This window comes from Streptomyces bottropensis ATCC 25435 (assembly GCF_000383595.1).
GTDB lineage: Bacteria > Actinomycetota > Actinomycetes > Streptomycetales > Streptomycetaceae > Streptomyces > Streptomyces bottropensis.
Genome location: NZ_KB911581.1, coordinates 619,818 through 640,600 on the forward strand (window position 1 = coordinate 619,818; position 20,783 = coordinate 640,600).

Below are 20,783 nucleotides of genomic sequence, written 5' to 3' on the forward strand. Positions count from 1 at the left end.
CGGGCGTGAGGAGGCAGCTTCGCGTAAGCGATGACCGGTGTCGGCCGCCGCATCGGCAGTGACAGCGATGATCAGCGGCCGTCAGCACCATCAGCGGCAATCAACGGCAATCAGCAGCCATCAGTGGTCAAGGGAACAGAGCCTCACGGGGGTTGAAATGAACAAGTCGATCAAGTCGAGCAAGTCAGGCAAGTCGGTGAAGGGAGTAGCGGAAAGGGGCTGCGCCAGGCTGGTGGGTGCCGTGATGTGCCGGGTGCGGGCGGCGCGGCGGGACGCGGGGATGGTGACCTCCGAGTACGCGGTCGGGATCATCGTTATCTTGGGTGCCTGAGTTCCATCAGGCATGTAAGGCAAGTGTGGTGATCTCGTACTTGCCTTAAAAATATTCAAGGGGTGTCAGGCACGTTGGCCATCTCTACTGCCATGCACCGACACTTCCGAGCCGACCGTGCCATCTCCGCCGATAGCTCTATGAACTGGGTCGTCGTCAACGAGTCCTTCGAGCTGCATATCGAGGCGTGTGCCTACCTGGCCGGTCTACGTGGAGCGGACCGCGCGTACAACACCGAGCGGACGTACGCTGGCCGGATCGCCCTGTACCTGTCGTACTGCGCTGCCAATGGCGTGGACTGGACCCGCCCCAGCCTGGCCCAGCTGATGGCGATGATGCGGTGGCTGGTCGACGAGCCGCTGCCGCCGCGGGGCCGCAGGCTCGACCCGATGCCGCGGTTCCGCAGCAAGGGCACCGCCAACGCGATCATGGGGACGGTCGGCGAGTTCCTGTCGTGGTGTGCCCTTCAGGGGTGGGTGCCGACGAGCGTGGTGAGCCAGCTCGTGCAGCCGAAGTTCCTGCGCTACATCCCGCCCGGGTTCGATCCGGGCGAGGACGGCCAGCACCGCAACGTGCAGGCCCGGCGAATCAAGTACCGCGTCGCGGTGCCGGGATACGAGTGGCTGTCGGACGAGCAGATCACCAAGGTAATCGAGTGCACAACGCACGCCCGCGACCGGTTTCTCATCTCCTTGCTGGCGGTGACCGGGATGCGTATCGGCGAGGCCCTGGGGCTGCGTCGGGAGGACATGCACTTCCTGCCCGACTCCGGCTCGCTGGGCTGCCGGATCGAAGGGCCGCACGTGCACGTGCGGCGCCGGTTGAACAGCAATGGCGCCTACGCCAAGTCGCGGCAGTCACGCTGGATTCCCGTCGAGGCCGAGACCGTAGCCCTGTACGCGGACTACCGCTACGAGCGCGACGAGATACCGGAGGCGGCCGGCTGCGACATGGTGTTCGTCAATCTCTTCCGCGCCCCGCTGGGCGAGCCGATGAAGTACGCCAGCACGTACGAGCTATTCAAGCGGCTGGCCAAGCGGGCGGGGATCGCGGCCCGGCCGCACATGTTCCGGCACTCCGCGATCACCCGGTGGGTTCGCTCCGGGGTGCCCAGGGATGTGGCCCAGAACATGGCCGGGCATGCCTCGCCGCAGTCGATGGACCCCTACACCCACGCAACTGACCAGGACAAACGCGACGCCGTTGAGATGGTGGCCGCCAAGAGGAAGGAAGCCGGCGCGTGACGGCGACGGAGAATCTCGTGCCGCTGCACCAGCCCCGCCCCGCGCGGAAGCCCGCCGCGGACGGCCTGCCGCCGGACGTGCTCGCGGGCTGGACCGCGTGGCTGGGCGAGCGGATCGACACCGGTTGGCGTCCGGGTGAGTGGGACGGTGAGGCTCGACTATTCAGCGGGGACCCCGACAATCCGCGTACGGTGGTCTACCGGTGTTCCACGGCGGCCTGCGGCGGCCTGTCCCGCACGCGGGGCCTGTGCGCCACCTGCGAGAAGGCTTTCCGCGCCAGCGAGTTGGATCTGAGGGAGTTCCGGGCAGTGTTCGTCCCGGACCGCAACAGGGTGATCGTGGGCCAGCGGGCCGCCTGCCGCGTTGCCGGATGCCCGCGCGAGTCGGTCCTGTGGGGTCTGTGCAACGCGCACGGCTCGCTGCGGCACAAGCACCTTCAGCGTGCCCCTGGCTCGGACCTGGATACCTGGATCGCCGATCAGAAGCCGTACCCTCCGTCGCCCGCCTGTGCAGTGCCTGGCTGCCGTTACGACGCGCGGGCCACTTTCGGGCTGTGCTCGATGCACCAGACGCGCTGGAAGGAGCATGCGGCTTCCTCTCGTCGGCGGCGCCCGGCGCCCGTGGTGACGTCGGAGTGGCTGGAGCGGCAGGCGCCGTTTTTGAACATCCACCAGTTTTCGCTCGCGTCCCTGCGTCCGGTTGCACGCCTGGAGATGCTGTACGCGCTCCAGCAGCGCGACGAACGCGGTCAGAAAATCGACCCGGTCGCGGTCCGTCACGCCGTCGCCCACCTTGCCGACCGCGTGATGAGCATCGCCGTCGCCGACGCCGAGCAGGTCACGGGCCCGGTCCAGGCGAACTTGGACGCCCTGCTGCGGGAGACTCACCGCATCGTGACCGGCGCCTTCGACCGCTTCCAGGGGGTCGACCCGGCCAGCAGGGACGTGCTGGACCTGTCCGAACTCGGCGTGCGGGGACTGCGCGGTACACCGACGCACCGCCCCGGCGGGCTCGATGTCTCGGAGGTGCGGCAGCCGTGGCTGCGGCAGATCTTGGTCACATGGATCGCCGAGACCAAGCCGACGACGAGCGAGGTCCGCCGGGCCCTGCGGTCTTGTCTGGCCGCCTCCCGTGCCCTGCAGGTCCGGCCTGGCGGCGGCGAGGACCCGGCCGCGCTGGCCTTCGCCGACATGAACGCCGTGGTCGACACCTTCCGCCACCTGCCCAAGCTGGACGGGAACCCGATGTCGAACAAGCAGCGAGGCGCCCTGCTGTCGTTCTTCTTCAAGGTCCTGGACTACAACCGGGCCGCCGGGCACCTGGACGGTATGTCCGCCAGCTTCGCCCGCCACTCCAGCCACGTCATTAGGCAGGAGGAGGCGAACGAGGACGAGACCGGTAAGGCCCTGCCCGAGACGGTCATCGCCCAGCTCGACCAGCACATGCACCTGCTGGGCCTGGGTGTCTCCCATGGCCGGATGACTCCCGAGCAGGTGAGGGCGATGGGCCGCGCCGTCTACGAGCTGCTGCGGGACACCGGGCGGCGCCCGTACGAGATCGCCGAGCTGCGGACGACCTGCCTCGAACACGATGGTGGAGACTGGTCGCTGGTCTGGGACAACCGTAAGGGCCGCCGCAACGGGCGTCGTCTGCCCATTTCCTCCGACACCGTGTCCACGGTCAAGACCTGGCTTGCGGTGCGCGACACACTGGAGCTGCCCACCGGTAGCGAGCCGTACCTGTTCCCGCCGGCCGGGGAGGTCGGGATCGTGCGGCACCTGGGCTCCGGGCAGATCTCGACTTTGATCCGCGAGTGGACCAAGCGCATCCCCGTCCTGCTGGGCGAGGAGTTCGGCATGGACGGTGAGCGGGTGCCGTTCGACAGCTCGCTGATCTACCCGTACGCCTTCCGGCACTCCTATGCCCAGCGGCACGCGGACGCCGGGGTGCCCATCGACGTGCTGCGCGAGCTGATGGACCACAAGTCGATGCAGACGACCCAGCGCTACTACAAGATCAGCCAGAAGCGGAAGCGGCAGGCGGTCAACGTGATGCGCCTGCACACGGTGGACCGCAAGGGTCAGCCCGCGCCGATGGCGTCGGCCGCCGCGTACCAGGCCCGATCGGTGGCGGTGCCGTTCGGCAACTGCACCGAGCCCTCCAACGTCAAGGCCGGCGGCAAAGCGTGTCCGATCCGCTTCCAGTGCGCCGCCTGCCCCTCTTACCGGCCTGACCCGTCGTACCTGCCTGCCATCGAGGACCACATCCGCTCGCTGAAGGCCGACCGGGAGATGGCCGTCATGATGGAGGCGGACGAGTTCGTCGTCCGCAACCTCGATGACCAGATCGCGGCCTTCAAAGGGACCGTGGAGACGATGAGGAGGCTGGTGGAGGCCATGAGCCCGGTCGAGCGGGGGGAGGTCGAGCAGGCCGCGACCGTTCTGCGCAGGGTGCGGGCCGCCCAGGGCAGCCGTGCCACGGTCGCGCTGGGCATGCCTGCCTTTCCTGCCCCGCGTGACGGGAGCACGGCATGAGCCAGGCCAAGCGCACCCCCGGCGACGTGCTGCGAGCATCCCGCAAGAAGGACAGCCAAACCAAGCGCACCAAGGTCCTGGCGACGCTGGAGGCGATGTCCGAGCGTGGGGAAACGATCAGCTTCGCCGCGGTGGCCCGCGCCGCCGGGGTCTCCAACTGGCTCGTCTACGCCAAAGGCGTGCGTGAGCATATCGAGGCCGCCATGAAGGGCCAGGCAAAGGCTGGGCGCCGCAAGAGCCAGGCCGGGGTGGACGCCTCCGCGGCGAGCCTGGCCACCGACCTGGCCCTGGTTCGCGAGGAGAACAAGGCCCTGCGTGAGGAGCGCGACCGGCTCAAGAAGGCCGTCCAGCGCTCGCTAGGCGCCCAGCTCGACCAGGTTGGCACCAGGGAGTTGACCGCCCGGATCGAGGAGCTGTTGGCGGCTGTGGAACGGCTCACCCTCGAACGCGACGAGATACGCGCCGAGCGGGACGAACTCAAGCGCAAGCTCACCGAGACCGAGGACGACCTGGCAGCCGCTCGCGAGGCGGGCAAGCGCATGATGCGGCACGTCAACCGCGGCTAGGCCGTTCTCTTCGGATCATCGGATCGTTGTTCTGGGTGTCGCTGACCGACGCCCGGTGGGCAAGGATCGAGTCGTTGCGGACCGGACGCCGAAACGGGTCAACCACTAAACCGAGTCCCCCCACCGCGTGTCAGCGTCGTGGGGGCACTGCAGCGCCACCGGTAAAGCGGGATCAGAGGAGGCCGGCCCGGATCCCAATCTGGTGGACAGCCGCAGTGTCGGCCGGGGTCATGTATCCGGCTTTACGGCTGAGTACTTTCAGTCTCTTTTCTCTGCGTGCGGCGTCGGCCGGGAGGTCTCGAAGCTGGCGGCTACTCTGGTTGGCCCGCCATCCGGTCACGAACTCCTGCTCGGCGATGCCAGTGACGCACAGTTCGGCGTCAATTGTGCGGACCAGGCGCAGGAGCACGTCCGAGAGCTGTATCGCTTCACGCAGGTCTGATGTGACCTTCTGCCCATCGGTGACCTTGCTCGTCAGTGGTGAGGTGCGACTACCGATGTCTGCAGCGGTCAACGTCGCCGCGTGCTTCCAGGCCTCCTCCGTAATGGGGTTGGCCTTCCCGCCGCCGTGCATTACGGCGTTGCGTACCTCCTTGTGATACCGGTACAGGGCAAGGAGAGCGTCGAGGTGGCTCAGGCTGTACTTCTGCTGGGCGGCGTAGACAGGGTGGAACGCCCTTTGCATGTCGGAGGACGTGGTAGCGCGGGCGGTTGCCAGTGCGTCGCGGACGCCGGCCTGGGTTCGGCCGTAGGTTCCTTTGCTGGGGAACTGGACTTGCTTGACTAGGTTCTTGTTTCCGAATTTGAGCATGAGCTCTTCCGCCCAGCTCTCGTACATGGCGATCAGGTTCGTGGCCACGATCTGTGCGAACTGGCCCAACTGGTCTTCCCATGCTGTGTCGATGCAGGTGCCGCGGAGGTTATTGGCGGGAATCCCCGACCCGCTGGTGAAGCGGTCGGACAGGTCCTGTTTGGTGGCCTGAGGGGACACGCTGACGTAGCCCTGCACCTGCCAGCGCAAATTCCACAGAGCCGCGCTCGATGTGTGTATGAAGTCGAACAGCTGACTGTTAAGAGCAGCAAAGGATCTCGACTCGTGAAAGAACATCGGCACGGCTGTACTCCAGGGCGGGGGAGTTTCGACGGGCGGGTGGGAAGCTGAGCGTCGTGGTCTGACAGGCACCGTTACATGGGGTGGCTCAGGTGTCTAGCAGTGACCAGGGGCCGGGCGATGCCCGGTCCCTGGTCACTGCTAGCGTCTCCCGCCCTATGCGGAGGCAGCGGGCTGGCGGGCAGTCAGCTCTGCAACTTGAGCCTCCAGGTCGGCAATCCGCTGGGCCTGGCGCCGCATGGTTCCGTGCGCCTGAAGGACCTTGCTGCCCAGGCCCTCCACACCGCTGACTGTCTTCATGCAGCCCTCGGCGGCGTCAGCCATCTGTCCGAATGCCTCTGGCTCGATGCTGTTGGGGTTGTTGGCCTCGAAGGTGCAGGCCCGGTGCATGTCGCCCATGTACGCCACGGCCTTGCGGCAGGCGAGCAGGGCGTCCCGGGCCCCGAACTCGTCGCCCTGTCCCGACTTGTGGAAGCGGGTCACCCGGGCTCCGCGCCGCTGCGGGTCGCGGGACGGCATGAACTGCTCCAGCCGGTGACCGAGCACGTGGGCGGCAGCACGGGCCCGGGGCACCGCTCGCCGCAGTCGGCGGCCGTCGGAGATGCCAGTGCCGCGGGCGATGTCCGCGTATGACAGCTCGCGGCCGGTGTTGTGGTTCAGCCACAGCAGCACGTCGATCGCGTCCTGCTCGGTCTGGGAGGGGGTGCTGCTGTCACGAGGGCTCATCCCAGCTTCTTCTCGCTTTCGTCCAGGAACGCTTGCAGGGCGTCGTCATTCAGTGCGGTGTAGGGGCCAGCCACCAGGTCGCGGATGAAGCCGATGGCTGCCTCGGAGGCACCGCACAGCTCGGCCATGGCCAGGCGGCGGTCGTCGGTGAACTGCACCTGGCTGCGTTGCAGCAGCGACAGCACCCGCAGCGTGCCCAGGCGGACCTGAGTCATCTCGGTGAACACAGCCAAGGCCACGTCTGGATCGGGCGTCTCCCGGGAGACGGCCCGTACGGCCCGCTCGACATCCGCAGCCTCCGCCTCCTGCTGCTCGCGGCCAGGTGCGGCTTCCGCGCGGGCGAAGGCCCGGTCGCGTTCCTCGGCCGCCTGACGGGCCGCCGACCGGTCTGCACCGTCCGCCTGGACCTGCCGCCGCTCGAACTCGTCCAGGGCCTCCTTAGCGGCGGCACGGGCCGCGGCGTCGGCCAGGATCGCCGTCTTGAGGGCCTTCGGCTGCTGAGCCACGTAGACCGGGGAGCCCGGCTTGATGCCTGCACGCTCGGCTTCCTGCTCGATCGCCTGCCGTCGTTCGCCGTTGTTCATGCGGGCTTCGTAGCTGCGGTAGTAGCCGCGTTCGCCGAAGAACGGCACCTCCTCCTCGTCAGGCAGGTCAACGTGGAGGCCGGGTTCCAGCGCGGCGACCGGGGGAACCACCCCATCGGCTGCCGCACGCTTCCACGCCTCGTGAAAGGCCATGACGCGCTTGTGGCTGGTTCCCGAGCGGCGGGCGAACTCCCGCGCACTGATGCGGCGGAAAGTGGTTCGGCCGAACCACTTTGTGGACTGCTGCTCGAATCCGACTCCGTTGTTCTCGTCAGGTTGAACACGCCTGGCGATCAGGAGGGCACGGGCCCAGCCGCCCTTCCTGTCGTGGATGGCGAACTCTTCGATATCGGCGTTGAGGCGGTCCTCGCCGTCGTCCGCGACGGCGTTCATGACACGGTCACCAGGTCCCGGGCCTCGGCCTGCTCCGCGCCAGCCGTCTCCCTGCCGAGCCGGACCTTGACCCACATCGCGAGGACTTCGACCGTACCGAGTGCTTCCTCGCAGGCGGCCCGCTGTTCGTCGGTGAACGACACCGCCCGCGGATAGCGGTTCATCAAGGCTACGGCCTGGTCCCGCAGCAGCACCAGGTCGCGGGCCAGGGCCTGGGCCTTGCTGGGCTTCTCGCCGGGGCAGTCGATGCGGTTGTCGCGGTCCCGGCGTCGCTTGTCGTCCATGGCCCGCTTCACCGCGTCTCGGAAGTCAGCATCCTCCTCAACCAGGTCCCGGAGGATCTTGTCCCGTTCGGCGGGGTTTTCCTGCAGCAGGGCCCCGAGGTACTGAGACACGGAGGTGTCCCCGGCCGGGTCCAACAGGTCCTGCAGGGCCGGTCCCGTGCCGAGGGCTCGCTGGTACTGGGTCACGGAGATTCGGATGGCACCCGTCTCGCGGGCCCGGCTCAGCATGGACCGCAGCGTGCTGTAGTTCTCGTCGTACGGCTTGCCGGAGGGGGCCAGGCGGGCGCCTTCCCGTAGCACGCTGTAGCTGACGTGGACGCCGCTGTCGGCGATGAGCTGCCGCACCGGCGGGGTGCACATCCGGGCGGTGTGGCGGTACCGGCGGGCTGTACCTGGGTTCAGGCTGATCTCGTCGCAGTACCGGTCGAAGACACCCTCGCCGCCCGAGGCCGTGACGGACAGCAGTTTGTCCCCGATCACCAGCCGGTTCTGCCGACCGTCGTCCATCAACCGTCGTCCATCGCGCACGTCCTGCTCTGTGTAGCTCATAGGGATTCCTTATTGGACCGACAAGACGAGCGCACAGAGTAGTTGGATGAATGCACAGCGTTTGATCTTCGAGGTGCCGCTGGGCAAGCAAAGTTGACGCCCGGTATTGGTGAACTGTGAGGATGCTGGTCTGGGTGGAGGCAAGCTGCGCCCGTGTGGGTGATGGGGGGTCTCAGCGCGGCGGACGTCGCGGAGGGCTGCCGCGAGAGTGTGAGGCCTCCGCTGCAGAGGATCACGCCCTCGTCCTCGGCCCGGGACGCCGAAGCGGGCGAAGAAGTCGTCGAAGGCTTGAGGGGGGACGGTCAGCGCGTTGGCATCCCTGCTCTGGTTGCGCTCGGCAAGGCGCCGCAGTAGCTCGATTAGGGGGTGGCCGCCCGCGGCCGGCCTGCCGCCAGGCTTCACGCTCGGCACGGCGCCATAGGCACTGGTCCAGGACGACGTCGCACCCGGCCTCGATCTCCTTGATGAACCGCGTGGGGATCGGCATCGACGACAGGCCGTTCGCGCTCGAAGTAGGTGTGCTCGGGGTGTAGTGCACGCCGTAGTAGCTGTGGAGGCGGAGGTACGTGCCGAACGCGATGCGCTGAACGTCGAGTTCGCCGAAACCGAGGATGGTCGGGTCGCTGCTCGCAAGGCGGGGCGGCGCATGGCGCGGTACATCAATCTCGGACAGCAGGGACCCAAGGTATCTACTTTGTCCAAGATTCTGAAACCGTTATGGCACAGCAAATAACGAAAGAGGTCGCAAGCTTTAACGCCAAAGGTGCAACCCAAGGGATCAAGTAATACCTGCGCTGCACAGAAAGGCGAAGCTGCGTCAGCGCGAAACGGACCAGCCCGGTTACTTGACCTGTGTGCGCCGCGGAGGGCGGAATGATCGCCGCAGGCGGAAATCATAGCAACAGCCCGGAGGCTATAGTTTCACGTTTTGCTACTTCGACTCCACTTGTGAGCTATCGAAGATTGACAGGAGCGATGAAGGCGAGACGCGCAAGCCTCGGGCAAGGTTGAGCAATGTTGTCAAACTTGGGTTGCGCCGTCCGTGTTCGATGTAGATCAGCCCGCGGAAGCTCATGCCGCTCCTATCGGCCAACTCCTCAAGGGTGAGCCCCTGCGCTTCCCGTAGACGCCTCAGATGCATGCCAAAGGCGTGTAGCTGCGAGTCTGGAAGCTTCGGTGACGACACGCATCTGACTCGAACATCGAGTCATGCTTGACTGGTATGAACAGCTGTGCATAATCGGTCGCTGTTCATGACGTGTCGCCTCACCCGATCGACGCCGACCGTTAAACAAGTCGGATTTTCCTTCGAGAGGAAGTTCCCCATGCCCGCCCCGAGGAAGTATCCACCGGAGTTGATTGAGCGCGGGGTGCAGATGGTCGCGGCGATAAGGCATGGCGATCCTGGACGTCCCGGTGTAATCCGCCAAGTTGGAGAACTCCTTAACATTCACCCCGAAGTGTTGCGGCACTGGGTAAAGAAGGCCGATGCGGAGAATGAAGAGAAGGTGCGCGACATGGCACCCGAAGCTCTTAATCTGCGTCGACTTGAACGAGAGAACGCTGAGCTTCGTAGAGTGAATAGAATTCTCAAAGCCGCGGCAATCCTGTTCGCTGCTGAGATCGAGACCGAACGAGCCTCATAGGGGACTATTGACGAAACTCTTGGCGGTTCCTGTTGTACGGGTGCAACGCTGCAGTTCAGCAGCCCATAGAGCGGAACCTGAAGAGTTTCCCAGCAATGAGCTGAATCCTCCGCGACGGTCCGCCGACGGGAGTCGGTGGACCGTTCTACGCTCCCCATCAGGTGACGGGCAGGCCCGACTGGCGCGCCGGGTTACCAAAACCCGGTGCGTGCGTGCACACCGGCTGGAAGCCTGGGACATCTCAGCAGGGCGGGAGGAGCTGGCTTTGATCATCCTGGATACGAACATCTTCTGGGGCCTCACTCCGGAGGACAGCGGCGCGGACTTCCTCCGCGCCATCAAAGCCGTGGGCGGGGAGCGTGTCGCGGTGCCGTGGATGGTCTTGGAGGAGCTGGTGGCTCAGCAGGCCATCAAGCACGAGCAGAGTCACGCGAAGGCGATAGAGGCTTTCAAGGCGCTGCAGGAGAACACGCCGTGGGGTCTGGACTTGCCGCTCGGTCGCAGCGAACCGGAGGAGGTGCGCAGGACCTGGCGGCAGCGCTGGCGCACCGTTGTGGAGCAAATCCCGACCAGTGCGGAGGCTATGAGGGAAGCGCTGTTCCGGGAGGCGAACCTGCTGCGTCCATGTCGGCTCGTCAAAGGGGCCAAGGTCGGCAGTCGGGACGCTGCGATCTGGTTGTCCGCCGTGGAGTACGCGAAGAAAAACCCGTCTGAAACCGTGTACTTCGTCAGTGCCAACACCAAGGACTTCGGGGACGGTGCAACGTTCCCTTCGCCGATGGACAAGGACGTCGCCGGCATGGAAGATCGGTTCCGTCTCCTCCCCGGGATGGCTGACGTCGTGAGCCAGTTCGCCACCGAGAGGACGACCGATGAAACTGCTGTGCGTACCCTCCTGGCGGAGAAGCGGATCCTGAGTCAACTGCTTACCGCTGCCACGGACGGCGGCTGGCTGCCGATGGACGGCTCGTTCGACTGCACTGCCGGGATCGGCCCCAGTCGGGACCTGGTGGTTGTGCCAGCCGACGGATGGGTTACGGCCGGGCAGACCATGGTCGCCGACATCGAGGCCATGCAGTCGTACAGCATCGGCGAGCAGGAGTGGTGCTTGGCAGTTGTGCAGTGCCGACTGATCGGCCTGATTACCTGGGAAGACGCAACAGCGTGGGCGAGCTGCCAGTTCGCGGCGTCCGTGTTGCTGTCGCTCGACGAGGACGAACCGCAGTTGACCCTTCTGCGGACGGAGCGGCCTCAGCCCGTCAGCGCCGACGTATACCGGTCGTTGCCTCTGCCACCCAAGCCGATGACTGCGAAGGAAGAGGCCATGATGCAGACCATCCGCGAGAGCCTCGGGACCCGGCTCTACACCCCGAGATCGCAGTGGTCGCGTCTGTCGCGTGCGTACGAGGGGGCTGTGCTGCGGACTGGCATGCGACCCGACGTCTCGCTGAAGTTCGACTATGAAGCTCCGCCCGGCGGGTGATTACTTCTCGATCCTGGACCGTACGCCGGGCGAGCTCGGGTTGGTGGCCCGTCGAAGGGATCTGATCACTCCTGCGGCGAGTTGGGGTGACGGTAAGAACTGTGTCATCGATCCTGCTGGCTTATTCGGTCACATCGACCGCCTGCGCGGCGAGATCGGCGTACGGTCCTGCGTGATGCAGACCCTGCCGGAGACCGACCCGTGCGCATGCTGTACGTCGTCGAGATCGAGCACCTGCACCGGCAGGTGAGGCTGCGCACGATCAGGCGCGGGTGTTCCCGACTCAGTGCTGGGGTTCGGTGAAAGTGGTGGCCGAGCAGGGGGCGTTGGGGGAATGATGCGCATTCATGCAGATGCGGGGGCGTTGGGGGGCCGGGGCCGGGATTGCACTGTGTGTGGCGGCCGGGGTGTGGCTGGTGGTTACGGCGGCGCGGGACGGGTGGGGCAGCGCGGACCCGGTGGCGAGCGTCCTGGGAGGTCTGGCCGGGCTGACTGCATTGGCTGTCTCGTTGCGGACGCTGCCCGCCGCCCCTGCGGCTGCTGTCCGCCGGCCGCCACCGCCTCCCGTGCCGGAGTGGTGGGTGGACCGGGACGAGGCTGGCGCCGTGATCGCGGCCGTGCTGCGCGGTACCCGCCGGCGGCGGACCGAGGGTCCGGTCGCGATCACGGCGGGGCTGCACGGGGCCGGGGGCTTTGGCAAGACCACACTGGCCAGATACGTCGCCGCACAGCGCTCGGTGCAGCGGCGTTTCCCTGGCGGCGTTCACCTGATCACCATCGGACGGGATATCCGCGGCAAGGCCGACATCGCGGCCAAGGTCACCGAGGCGACGCGTCGAATCACCGGCGACACCACCGAGACCGGTTCCGACCCTGAGGACGCCGGAGCGCACCTCGGCAGCCTCCTCGCCGCACGGCCGCGCACCCTTCTCGTCATCGACGACGTGTGGGAGAAGGAGCAGCTCGACCCGTTCCTGCGTGGCGCTGAGCGCACCTGCGTGCGACTGTTCACCACCCGCAACGGGGACATACTGCTGTCGTACGCGGCCACCCCCATCGAGGTCGACCGGATGACCGAGCAGCAGGCACGGAAGCTGCTCACCCACCGGCTGCCTGCCATGCCGCAGTCGCAGGTGGTGGAGTCGCTGGTGAAAGCGACGGGCCGGTGGGCGCTGCTGCTGGGCATCGCGAACCGGTTCATCGCCGAGCAGGCGGCCACCGGCGCCGACCCCACCGCGGCGGCGCATGCCCTGCTGCGACGGCTGCGTGAGCACGGACCCACCGCCCAGGACCCGCGCGACACCCTGGACCTGAACGAACCGGAGCGCCGCAACACCGCGGTACGCGCCAGCGTCCGGGCCGCCGTCACCCTCCTGCAGCCCGCGCACGCCGAGCAGCGGTTCGCCGAGCTCGGCATCTTCGCCGAGGACGAGGCCGTACCCATCGCCCTGGTTGCCGCCCTGTGGCAGGCCACCGGGGGTCTCGACGAGACGGCCACCCGCTCGCTGTGCAAACAGATGGCCGACCTCTCCCTCATCGGCCTCGACCGCACCGTTCCCGGCGGGGCGGTCACCCTGCATGACGTGATCCGCGACTACCTGCGCGCCGAACTGGGCGAAACCGGGCTACGGGCCGCGAACGCGGCCCTGCTCGATGCCGTCGCCGCCACCCTGCCCCGCACCGAAACCGGAGCCACCGCCTGGTGGCACACCCCGTACGGCTACCTGCTGGACCACCTCATCGAGCACCTCCTGCACGCCGGCCGCGATGCCCAGGCCAGCATGGTGGCGCAAGACTTCTTCTGGGTGCGGACCCGGCTGCATCAGCGGGGCCCCACAGCCACCTGGCGAGACCTCGACCGCATCGGCCCACCCGCTCACACCCTCGCCCGGCAACTAGCCCAGGCCGCGCATCTGCTGACCCCCACCACCCCCGCCCACGCCCTCGACACCATCCTGCGCAGCCGCATCACCAACGCACCCCACTGGCCCGCACACGGCCACCCGTCGAGCACGCCCCGCCTTATCAATCGCTGGCCGCCACCCGACCTCCCCGACCCCGCACTGCTGCGCACCCTGACCAGCCACAGGGGCGTGGTGTACGAGATGGCGTTCAGCCCGGACGACACCCGCCTCGCCACCGGCGACAACGACGGCGCGGTGCGGATCTGGAACCTTGCCACCGGGGCCACCCTGCACACCCCGCCCGGCCCTGGGGGCGCGGTGTTCGCGGTGGCGTTCAGCCCGGACGGCGCCCGCCTCGCCTCTGGCGACTTGGACAGCACGGTGCGGATCTGGGATCCCGCCACCGGGGCCACCCTGCACACCCTGACCGGCCACGCGGGCGAGGTGTACGCGGTGGCGTTCAGCCCGGACGGCACCCGCTTCGCCACCGGGGGCACCGACAGCACGGTGCGGATCTGGGATCCCGCCACCGGGGCCACCCTGCACACCCTGACCGGCCACGCGGGCGAGGTGCACGCGGTGGCGTTCAGCCCGGACGGCACTCGCCTCGCCACCGGGGGCACCGACAGCACGGTGCGGATCTGGGACCCGGCCACCGGGGCCACCCTGCACACCCTGACCGGCCACGCGTATGCGGTGTTCGCGGTGGCGTTCAGCCCGGACGGCACTCGCCTCGCCACCGGGGGCACCGATGGCACGGTGCGGATCTGGGACCCGGCCACCGGGGCCACCCTGCACACCCCGCCCGGCCCTGGGGGCGTGGTGTACGCGGTGGCGTTCAGCCCGGACGGCACCCGCTTCGCCACCGGGGGCACCGACAGCACGGTGCGGATCTGGGATCCCGCCACCGGGGCCACCCTGCACACCCTGACCGGCCACGCGGGCGAGGTGCACGCGGTGGCGTTCAGCCCGGACGGCACCCGCCTCGCCACAGGCGACTCGCGCGGCACAGTGCGGATCTGGAACCTCGCCGGCGAGTTGCTGACCATGATGCGGGTCGACAGCAACCTCTCATCCTGTGCTTGGAGTCCCGACGGGCACGCCCTGTTTACAGGCGGGGCGCGCGGACTGTTTGCATACGATCTGCATGAGTGACAGGAACTCCACTCGGGGACACGGAAAGCGCCGCGCCACAGGCACAGGGCTGCAATGGAAGGCCTGAGCCACCAGCGCCGACAGCGAGCTCCCCATAGCAGCTGGGCTACCAGTCAACCACCGGCCGCAGGACCAGTGCCTCTGAGCTTTGCGCGTACTCCCACCAGTACAGGTGGTACGCCTCCTTCGGCTCGCCGACCGGGTGGTGCGACCGCAGGGCACAGACCAGCAGTTCGCTCGCTCCGACCCGGCCCGGCCACTCGTCCGATGTCGGCCTGCCGTCCTCACTGCGGTACGGATTTTTCACCACAAGGCCAGTGACCCACTCAGTAGGCGCACCGCCGGCCTCCTCCAACTCCAGGGCACTGTGCGAGACGACGTAACCGACGGGCTCCAGCGCCACCCTCTCCTCGAGGTGATGCCTCACGATGCCTGCGATGCTCAGCGGACGGAAGTAGCTGAACGCCGCTGCGTCGAACTGCTCTAGCAGGTGCCGGATCGGTTGGAAGTCCACGGGGACGCCGGGCAGCTGGAACGACAGATGGCAGTCGTAGACCGGCCGAAAGTGATGCATGGCGATGGTCGCAGTGAGGGTGTAGAAGCCTCCGCCCTGGCAGGTGTCGAAGTAGGAGACCTGCTCGGTGTCGTGCGCGTTCTCCAGGGTCTTCCCACGCTTCTTCCAGGCGCGCAGCGCCTGCGCGAACTCCCGCGCGCCAACACCATGCCAGTTCGCGCCGGACTGCTGGATATTCCATCGCGGCTCGGCGCTGGTCCACCCCATGGAGTCCAGCCCATACAGCAACTCCACGATGCCGTCCTCGTTGTACGGCCTGACCGGCACGTCAAGAGAGACGCCGCTGCCGCTGCCGAACGCCCAGTCCACGTCGGGCAGCTCCTCTGTGAAGACGAACTCCCCGAACCCGCCGCCGGATGTGACGTACGGCAGCGGCTGCAGGGCGCGGTCGAGCAGCCGCACCTCAGAGCCCGGCAGGTCTGTGGCTGGCCGGCGGCGACGCCGGGGCTTCGGGGCAGCGGCCAGGTGTACGCGGCCGTGGGTGATCAGTTCCTCTCGCTTCACCCGCAGGAGGTTGACCAGTGACCTCGGCGTGGTCAGGACCTGCGTCAGTTCGTCTTCACCGAACAGCAGGATCAGACCACGGTCCCGGCGTAGCCGCAGGTCCTCCATAGCTGAGTCGGTGAAGCCGTTCACGCTGATGATGACGCCGATGACGGCAGACGAGGCGGCCCGCTCCATCCGTGACCGGACCGCATCGAAGACGTCGATGTCGGCTGGCCCGTTGTGCCACTTGGCCTCGATCAGGTACCAGGTGTCCCCGTAGCGGGCCACCAAGTCCGTCTGCCGCGGTTTCGCGACGGACGCGTTGCGGTTGACCCGGAAGTGCGCCCGCCTGAACAGCTGCTCCAGCAGCACCTCCAACTGGTAGCCCCGCCTGTGCGCGGACGGCAGCGCCCCCAATTGCTTGAAGTCCGCCAGCAGCGATGACCTGTCCGCCCTCACGTGTCTTCCCCCACCTGCCGCCATGGGCTTGGCTTCCTCCCGCTTCTGGTTCTCCACGACAGACTTTCTCAGCTCCACCACGGGTTCAGGGGCAGCTCTCGGACGGAGGCACGTGACCAGCGTGGAGCCAGAGCAGGCGGTGCAGTTTGGTTTCGCCTGGTTTGACACCCTGGCTGGTGGCGTCAGTCGAATGAGGAGTGGGCGCGATCGGGTTCTTCATGCCCCTGAGCCCAGTGCAACCGAGGATCTCCGGGCTTTGTCTCAATCCTCATGACAGCGAACCGACAGCCGCGATCAACCCCTGACCTGGAGCTGCGTCTGTGGAAGGTCGGCCGGGCCCTGACCGTCACCTTCGGCGCTGCGGTCCTTGTCGCGGGCGGCATCTTCTTCAGCTTGGTGGTCCTGCTGGACTTCCAGGAGATCGACAGCACAGCGAAGCTCGACGCCAAAACCCTCTTCGACTTGATGAAACTCTCCTTCGGAGTAGTCGCCGGGGCCGGCGCGCTCGTCGCCCTTGTCGTCGCCTACCGCCGCCAGCGCGTCGACGAAGCCGGCGCTCACCGCGAGGCCACCCGGCTTCACACCGAGCGCTTCTCCCAAGCTGTCGACAAACTCGGCTCGGACTCACCGGCCGTCCGACTCGGTGGCGTCCACGCGCTGGCTGGCCTTGCCGACGATGTCCCCGACGACAGCTTGCGCCAGACCTGCATCGATGTCCTGTGCGCCTACCTGCAGCTCCCCTTCACCCCCGACCCCGGCGACGACCCCGGCCAGCAGGATGAACACCACCGCTACCTGGCCTTTCGCAAGGTGCGGCACACGATTCTGCGTCTCATCAGCGACCACTACCGGCGTCCCCGGGGAACCCCCCGCTCCTGGCAGGGCTGCGATCTCGACCTCACCGGCGTCTTCATCGACGGCCGAATGGACTTCGACGGCGCGACGTTCTCGGACGGTGCCGTGGTGTCCTTCGACGGCGCGACTTTCTCCAAACATGGTGTGGTCACGTTCCGTCGCGCGACGTTCTCCACCGGTGGCTGGGTGTCCTTCCACGGCGCGACGTTCTCCGGCAGGGATGTGTCCTTCGACCGCGCGACGTTCTCCGGCGGCACGGTGGCCTTCGACCGCGCGACGTTCTCTGCAGGTAACGCGGTGTCCTTCCGTCACGCGACGTTCTCCGGCAGCAGGGTGTTCTTCGGCGACGCGACGTTCTCCGGCGGTGCCGTTTCCTTTCGCGGCGCGACGTTCTCCGGCGGCACGATGGCCTTCCGCGAAGCAACACGCTCCGACGGCGGGGTGTTCTTCCACGGCGCCACGTTCTCCGGCGGCAATGTGGTCTTTGAGGGCGCGACGTTCTCCGGCGGCACGGTGTCATTCCACGACGCAAGGGGCCCAGCCCCCAGTGGGCTTCTCACTGACGCAGGCACTCCTGCTTCTGAGTCGGTCATCCTTTCCTCGGAATGGCTGGCCTCGAGCCCGTAACACAAGGAGGCGAAAACGGCCTCGCGCGACCGGGCAGTGGCACCGGCAGGACCAGCGGGGTGCCCATGTGGCCGATGAGGACTACTTCGAGTTCCGAGGGACCGCAGCAGCTGGGCGAAGGGGATCACCCACCCGACCTCACGGAATGCGGTGTGGGACCGTCACCAGTATCAACCGGGAGGTGTTGCTGTCGGGGGAATGGATGTCCCCTCGATTCCGTCGGGGCACGGGAGGGGGGCCTGCCCCGTCGGCGGCCGTGGAGACGGCACGGCGGCTGGGCCGCCCTTTAGAACCTCGATGCGCTGTCCGGGCCGGGCCTGCGCGGCGATGCGCCGCCTCTCCTTCTCGGACGCGACGAACACCACCAGCGCTGCGAGACGGTTGCGGACGGCGGGAACCCGACTAGCCACGGGGCAGATGACTGCGTACGGGGCCATTCCGATATACACGGGGACGCCCATGGCGAACTCGACGACGGCGTCATCCTCGATGAACGGGTGGACGCCAGTCTCCCGGCGCACGAACTCGAAGGCCGGCTTCTCCAGGGCGACCTGCCGTTCGAGCAGAGCTTGAATGGCTGCCTCGTGATCACCGCGCTCTGTGGTCCGCTTTCGGTCCTCCCGCCGGTGATCCTGGAGCTGCTCCCACCGGATCTGCTCCTCCTCCCGGAGGCGGCGCTTTTCCTCCTGTTCCAGGCGCTTTCGGCGTTCCTCCGCCTCCAAGTGGGCGGCCTCCTGCTGGGCGTACTGCGGGGCTGTCCAGACCGAACGCCGAGCCTGGAGGGGGCTGCGTACGGGAGCCCGCCGCAGGTGCGACACCACCCGCGCGGTGAACACCCACCGCAGAAACTCCGCGAGCGGCACCTGCGGGCCCATTTCCCACTGCCCACCTGAGAACTTCGCCAGGCCCTCCACTACGGCCAGGCCGCCACCGTCGACGGCCTTTACACGTACCGAGGGCACCCGTCCGAACCACCGCGGCCGGTACCGGTCGCTGATCCACACCGAGGGCACGCCGTCCGCCTGCATCCGCTCCGTGCGGGCGACGATGTCGTCCGGAGTGATGGGCGAGAGCTGTGCTTCCAGGGCCACCTGCCAGGCTTCGGCCGGGTCGCTCGCCAGTACATCGGCCCGCCATGCGCCCTCCGGTCCGCGGACCTCTAACTCCGCGTGCGCTCCGGCATCCCGGGCGGCGGCTGCCAGCTCCAGCTTCAGCAGGTGGTGCGCCAGAGTCTCGCCGGCGAGCGCGCATTCCGGGGCCCCTGGGGCGTGGGCGAAGAACCGCAGGCCGCTGGGGGACCGCTTGGCGTGCATCGAGTGCCGGCACTCGTCGCAGGTCAGTGGCGCGGGCGGCCTCACTCTCCACACCTGGTCCCACGAGCGCCCGCAACCGAGATCGGGTAAGTGCGCGAAGACCGTCCCCCACTGCACGTGCACGGCCCGGAACGCCATCGGCCCCCCTGCTACATCGATGAGAAGGCCAGTGTGGCGGGCGCCACTGACAATGCATCAGAGCGCGATCCAGTCGTACGGGATCACCAGCGGAGCCGGGCACGGTGTCCGCCACTTTCTGGGCAGCCACGTCTGTCGCATCGGGCTGACGACGCCGTCACGAAATTTCGGTTGGCGAACGAGCGCCAGGATGCACCGATATGAGCCTAGGTTTAGGTTAAGAGAGGGATGTCAAAGTTTTCCTCTCAGGGCGATGATCCATGAGCAGCTTGCACTTCGACAGTACCGTCCAAGCCAAGCTCAAAGAGTTTGCCGACCAAGCAAGTGACTTGCTGGGCGTGCTGGTCGGTGCAGGCCCGTCAATCGCCGTGGGCCTACCTACTTGGCCGGTCCTCGTGGCTCGACTCCTGGCTCTAACCGGGGTGACGCGCGACGAAACCGCCGCCCGGGACCTCATGCTCTCCGGGCAAGACGTCCTGCTTGCCACCGAAATCGCCCTGCGTTCATCACCTGGCAATCTCAAAGATATCCTATACGAAGCCACGTATGGCACGAAGGATAGCGATGAGGCGGTGAGGAAATTTGAGCCAGGTCCGCTGCATCATGAACTAGCCGAGGTGGCCACAGAGCGCGGTCCCGGCCGCGTCAGTCTATTGACTTTGAACGTTGATGATCTACTCGAAGATGCGCTGCATCAGCACCATGGCGTTCGCTTCTACTCGCGAGACACAGCTCGCCCACGAGCGCCAGAAGGTTTCTACGAGATCCACCATCTGCACGGACTTCTGTCTCGGGATGGGACAAGGAAGAGTGATAATTTCGTCTTCTCGCTATCTCACTACAACAAGCTTCTCCAGTCGCGCACGGCATGGCAACTTTCCGAGTTTAACCAGTGCCTGCAACGAGGCCCTCTCCTCCTGGTGGGCACGTCGTACGGTGATGTTGATGTGCGCTGCTGGCTGGACGAGCTCTACCGCGCCGATCCCACTGGCCTGTATGGCGTATACGCACTCCTTTCCCGTCAAGGGCTCCGTCTAACGCCAGCACAATTTAATCGGGCGAAAAGCTTCGTTCGAGATCGATGGAGTGGCTCAATCCTGCTCGATTGCTACGCTGACGTCACACAGGCCCTCCGGGAAGTAAGGCATATCGAGGATGTAGACTACAAACCCCCCATGGAAAGAATTGCCGAGCACTGGAAAGCTATGGAGAGCAATTTTTCCTTGTGGCAGAGTCATGATGCGGAAAAGCTGGAAAGTGACTATAGGGGAAAATTGGCCGGACTGCTCGGCAAGAGATCGAATGTGGCGCTCTGGGTTGTCGACTCTCGGGGAAAGCTAGTTCGATGGGCTGTTAGTGAGAAGCAGTACCGGGCGATCGCAGGCTTGAAAAGAGTTCCTCTGACCCCCGAATCTGAATTTCTGGCCGCGCGGGCAGTGTGCAATGACGAATTCGTCGGCTGGGCGGCGCACCGCGGTGGCAGCATCAGCAGCCATTGGAAGTCGATTGTCGCCCGTCCTGTCTATGTGCACTTCCCCGGTGGGCCACGGATTAGCCTTGGAGCGATAAGTGCAGCATCTGCAACCAAGATCAGCGATGCCCACACAGACGCCGTGAGTGACGAGCTAATCGATCTTGCTCAAGCCTGGGGTGTCCGCCTTGCCGAGCGCTTTAAGGGGGCCCCGGTGTAACGGACTGGAACGCCTCAGCGAAGATGACAGCAGAGAGCGCACCGAAGGGGTGATCATTTTGAAGTCGACAGCTCGGTACCTTGTCCGTGACATCGGAGATGGCGTGTATGCGGTGACCAGGCGCACGCGG

At 66.6% G+C, this 20,783-nt stretch carries 16 protein-coding genes; 9 read left to right on the forward strand and 7 right to left on the reverse strand.

Going from position 1 to position 20,783, the window contains the following annotated elements:
* Positions 1 to 37 precede the first annotated feature (37 nt).
* From STRBO_RS44380 to STRBO_RS0102810, 4 genes are all read left to right on the forward strand, one after another.
* Positions 38 to 331: a hypothetical protein gene (locus tag STRBO_RS44380; protein WP_245170572.1), complete on the forward strand. Its 294-nt coding sequence runs from the start codon at positions 38 to 40 to the stop codon at positions 329 to 331.
* Between the two features lie 140 nt (positions 332 to 471).
* Positions 472 to 1,575, forward strand: a complete 1,104-nt coding sequence (locus STRBO_RS0102800; RefSeq protein WP_005475968.1) for a tyrosine-type recombinase/integrase — start codon at positions 472 to 474, stop codon at positions 1,573 to 1,575.
* The gene (locus tag STRBO_RS0102805; RefSeq protein ID WP_005475964.1) at positions 1,572 to 4,109 is read left to right on the forward strand and encodes a tyrosine-type recombinase/integrase; all 2,538 of its coding nucleotides are present in this window, start codon (positions 1,572 to 1,574) and stop codon (positions 4,107 to 4,109) included. Before STRBO_RS0102800 ends, STRBO_RS0102805 begins: the two co-directional genes overlap by 4 nt.
* Positions 4,106 to 4,675 (forward strand): DUF6262 family protein, encoded by a 570-nt coding sequence (locus STRBO_RS0102810; RefSeq protein ID WP_005475962.1) that lies wholly within the window; start codon positions 4,106 to 4,108, stop codon positions 4,673 to 4,675. Before STRBO_RS0102805 ends, STRBO_RS0102810 begins: the two co-directional genes overlap by 4 nt.
* Before the next feature lie 172 nt (positions 4,676 to 4,847).
* On the opposite strand, the gene STRBO_RS0102815 is transcribed toward STRBO_RS0102810, so the two are convergent.
* From STRBO_RS0102815 to STRBO_RS41285, 5 genes are all read right to left on the reverse strand, one after another.
* Positions 4,848 to 5,783, reverse strand: a complete 936-nt coding sequence (locus STRBO_RS0102815) for a hypothetical protein (protein WP_202499632.1) — start codon at positions 5,781 to 5,783, stop codon at positions 4,848 to 4,850.
* A 159-nt stretch (positions 5,784 to 5,942) separates the two neighbouring features.
* A complete protein-coding gene (locus STRBO_RS0102820) occupies positions 5,943 to 6,512 on the reverse strand; it encodes a hypothetical protein (protein WP_005475952.1) in 570 nt (189 codons plus the stop codon).
* Complete coding sequence (locus STRBO_RS0102825; RefSeq protein WP_005475949.1) at positions 6,509 to 7,489, reverse strand: hypothetical protein; 981 nt, start codon at positions 7,487 to 7,489, stop codon at positions 6,509 to 6,511. Before STRBO_RS0102825 ends, STRBO_RS0102820 begins: the two co-directional genes overlap by 4 nt.
* A complete protein-coding gene (locus STRBO_RS0102830; RefSeq protein ID WP_005475947.1) occupies positions 7,486 to 8,322 on the reverse strand; it encodes a hypothetical protein in 837 nt (278 codons plus the stop codon). Before STRBO_RS0102830 ends, STRBO_RS0102825 begins: the two co-directional genes overlap by 4 nt.
* Positions 8,323 to 9,253: 931 nt before the next feature.
* On the reverse strand, positions 9,254 to 9,463 hold the full coding sequence (locus STRBO_RS41285) for a helix-turn-helix domain-containing protein (protein WP_078531367.1): 210 nt from the start codon (positions 9,461 to 9,463) through the stop codon (positions 9,254 to 9,256).
* A 184-nt stretch (positions 9,464 to 9,647) separates the two neighbouring features.
* Between STRBO_RS41285 and STRBO_RS41290 the strand changes: the two genes are divergently transcribed.
* The 3 genes from STRBO_RS41290 to STRBO_RS0102850 all read left to right on the forward strand — a co-directional run bounded on the left by STRBO_RS41290 (position 9,648) and on the right by STRBO_RS0102850 (position 14,510).
* On the forward strand, positions 9,648 to 9,968 hold the full coding sequence (locus tag STRBO_RS41290; protein ID WP_158690937.1) for a transposase: 321 nt from the start codon (positions 9,648 to 9,650) through the stop codon (positions 9,966 to 9,968).
* A 265-nt stretch (positions 9,969 to 10,233) separates the two neighbouring features.
* Positions 10,234 to 11,451: a PIN domain-containing protein gene (locus tag STRBO_RS0102840; protein ID WP_020113741.1), complete on the forward strand. Its 1,218-nt coding sequence runs from the start codon at positions 10,234 to 10,236 to the stop codon at positions 11,449 to 11,451.
* 581 nt (positions 11,452 to 12,032) lie between these two features.
* Positions 12,033 to 14,510 (forward strand): NB-ARC domain-containing protein, encoded by a 2,478-nt coding sequence (locus tag STRBO_RS0102850; protein WP_020113743.1) that lies wholly within the window; start codon positions 12,033 to 12,035, stop codon positions 14,508 to 14,510.
* Between the two features lie 106 nt (positions 14,511 to 14,616).
* Here STRBO_RS0102850 and STRBO_RS0102855 read toward each other — a convergent pair whose 3' ends face one another.
* Positions 14,617 to 16,029 (reverse strand): restriction endonuclease, encoded by a 1,413-nt coding sequence (locus tag STRBO_RS0102855; protein ID WP_020113744.1) that lies wholly within the window; start codon positions 16,027 to 16,029, stop codon positions 14,617 to 14,619.
* 270 nt (positions 16,030 to 16,299) lie between these two features.
* Between STRBO_RS0102855 and STRBO_RS0102860 the strand changes: the two genes are divergently transcribed.
* Entirely contained in the window at positions 16,300 to 17,511 is a 1,212-nt protein-coding gene (locus tag STRBO_RS0102860; protein ID WP_005475935.1) for a pentapeptide repeat-containing protein, read from the forward strand.
* 170 nt (positions 17,512 to 17,681) lie between these two features.
* Here STRBO_RS0102860 and STRBO_RS0102865 read toward each other — a convergent pair whose 3' ends face one another.
* Positions 17,682 to 18,869 (reverse strand): competence protein CoiA family protein, encoded by a 1,188-nt coding sequence (locus STRBO_RS0102865; RefSeq protein WP_158690936.1) that lies wholly within the window; start codon positions 18,867 to 18,869, stop codon positions 17,682 to 17,684.
* Positions 18,870 to 19,222: 353 nt separating this feature from the next.
* Here STRBO_RS0102865 and STRBO_RS41295 point away from each other — a divergent pair, with 353 nt between their 5' ends.
* Entirely contained in the window at positions 19,223 to 20,653 is a 1,431-nt protein-coding gene (locus STRBO_RS41295; RefSeq protein ID WP_078531365.1) for an SIR2 family protein, read from the forward strand.
* Positions 20,654 to 20,783 lie beyond the last annotated feature (130 nt).

What these genes read in the sequence shown, in the direction of transcription:
- STRBO_RS41290 (WP_158690937.1), top strand. Translation starts at nt 9,648, where the DNA reads ATGCCCGCCCCGAGGAAGTATCCACCGGAGTTGATTGAGCGCGGGGTG.
- STRBO_RS41285 (WP_078531367.1), bottom strand. Translation starts at nt 9,463, where the DNA reads ATGCATCTGAGGCGTCTACGGGAAGCGCAGGGGCTCACCCTTGAGGAG.
- STRBO_RS0102825 (WP_005475949.1), bottom strand. Translation starts at nt 7,489, where the DNA reads ATGAACGCCGTCGCGGACGACGGCGAGGACCGCCTCAACGCCGATATC.
- STRBO_RS41295 (WP_078531365.1), top strand. Translation starts at nt 19,223, where the DNA reads ATGAGCAGCTTGCACTTCGACAGTACCGTCCAAGCCAAGCTCAAAGAG.
- STRBO_RS0102800 (WP_005475968.1), top strand. Translation starts at nt 472, where the DNA reads ATGAACTGGGTCGTCGTCAACGAGTCCTTCGAGCTGCATATCGAGGCG.
- STRBO_RS0102820 (WP_005475952.1), bottom strand. Translation starts at nt 6,512, where the DNA reads ATGAGCCCTCGTGACAGCAGCACCCCCTCCCAGACCGAGCAGGACGCG.
- STRBO_RS0102810 (WP_005475962.1), top strand. Translation starts at nt 4,106, where the DNA reads ATGAGCCAGGCCAAGCGCACCCCCGGCGACGTGCTGCGAGCATCCCGC.
- STRBO_RS0102830 (WP_005475947.1), bottom strand. Translation starts at nt 8,322, where the DNA reads ATGAGCTACACAGAGCAGGACGTGCGCGATGGACGACGGTTGATGGAC.
- STRBO_RS0102815 (WP_202499632.1), bottom strand. Translation starts at nt 5,783, where the DNA reads ATGTTCTTTCACGAGTCGAGATCCTTTGCTGCTCTTAACAGTCAGCTG.
- STRBO_RS0102860 (WP_005475935.1), top strand. Translation starts at nt 16,300, where the DNA reads ATGACAGCGAACCGACAGCCGCGATCAACCCCTGACCTGGAGCTGCGT.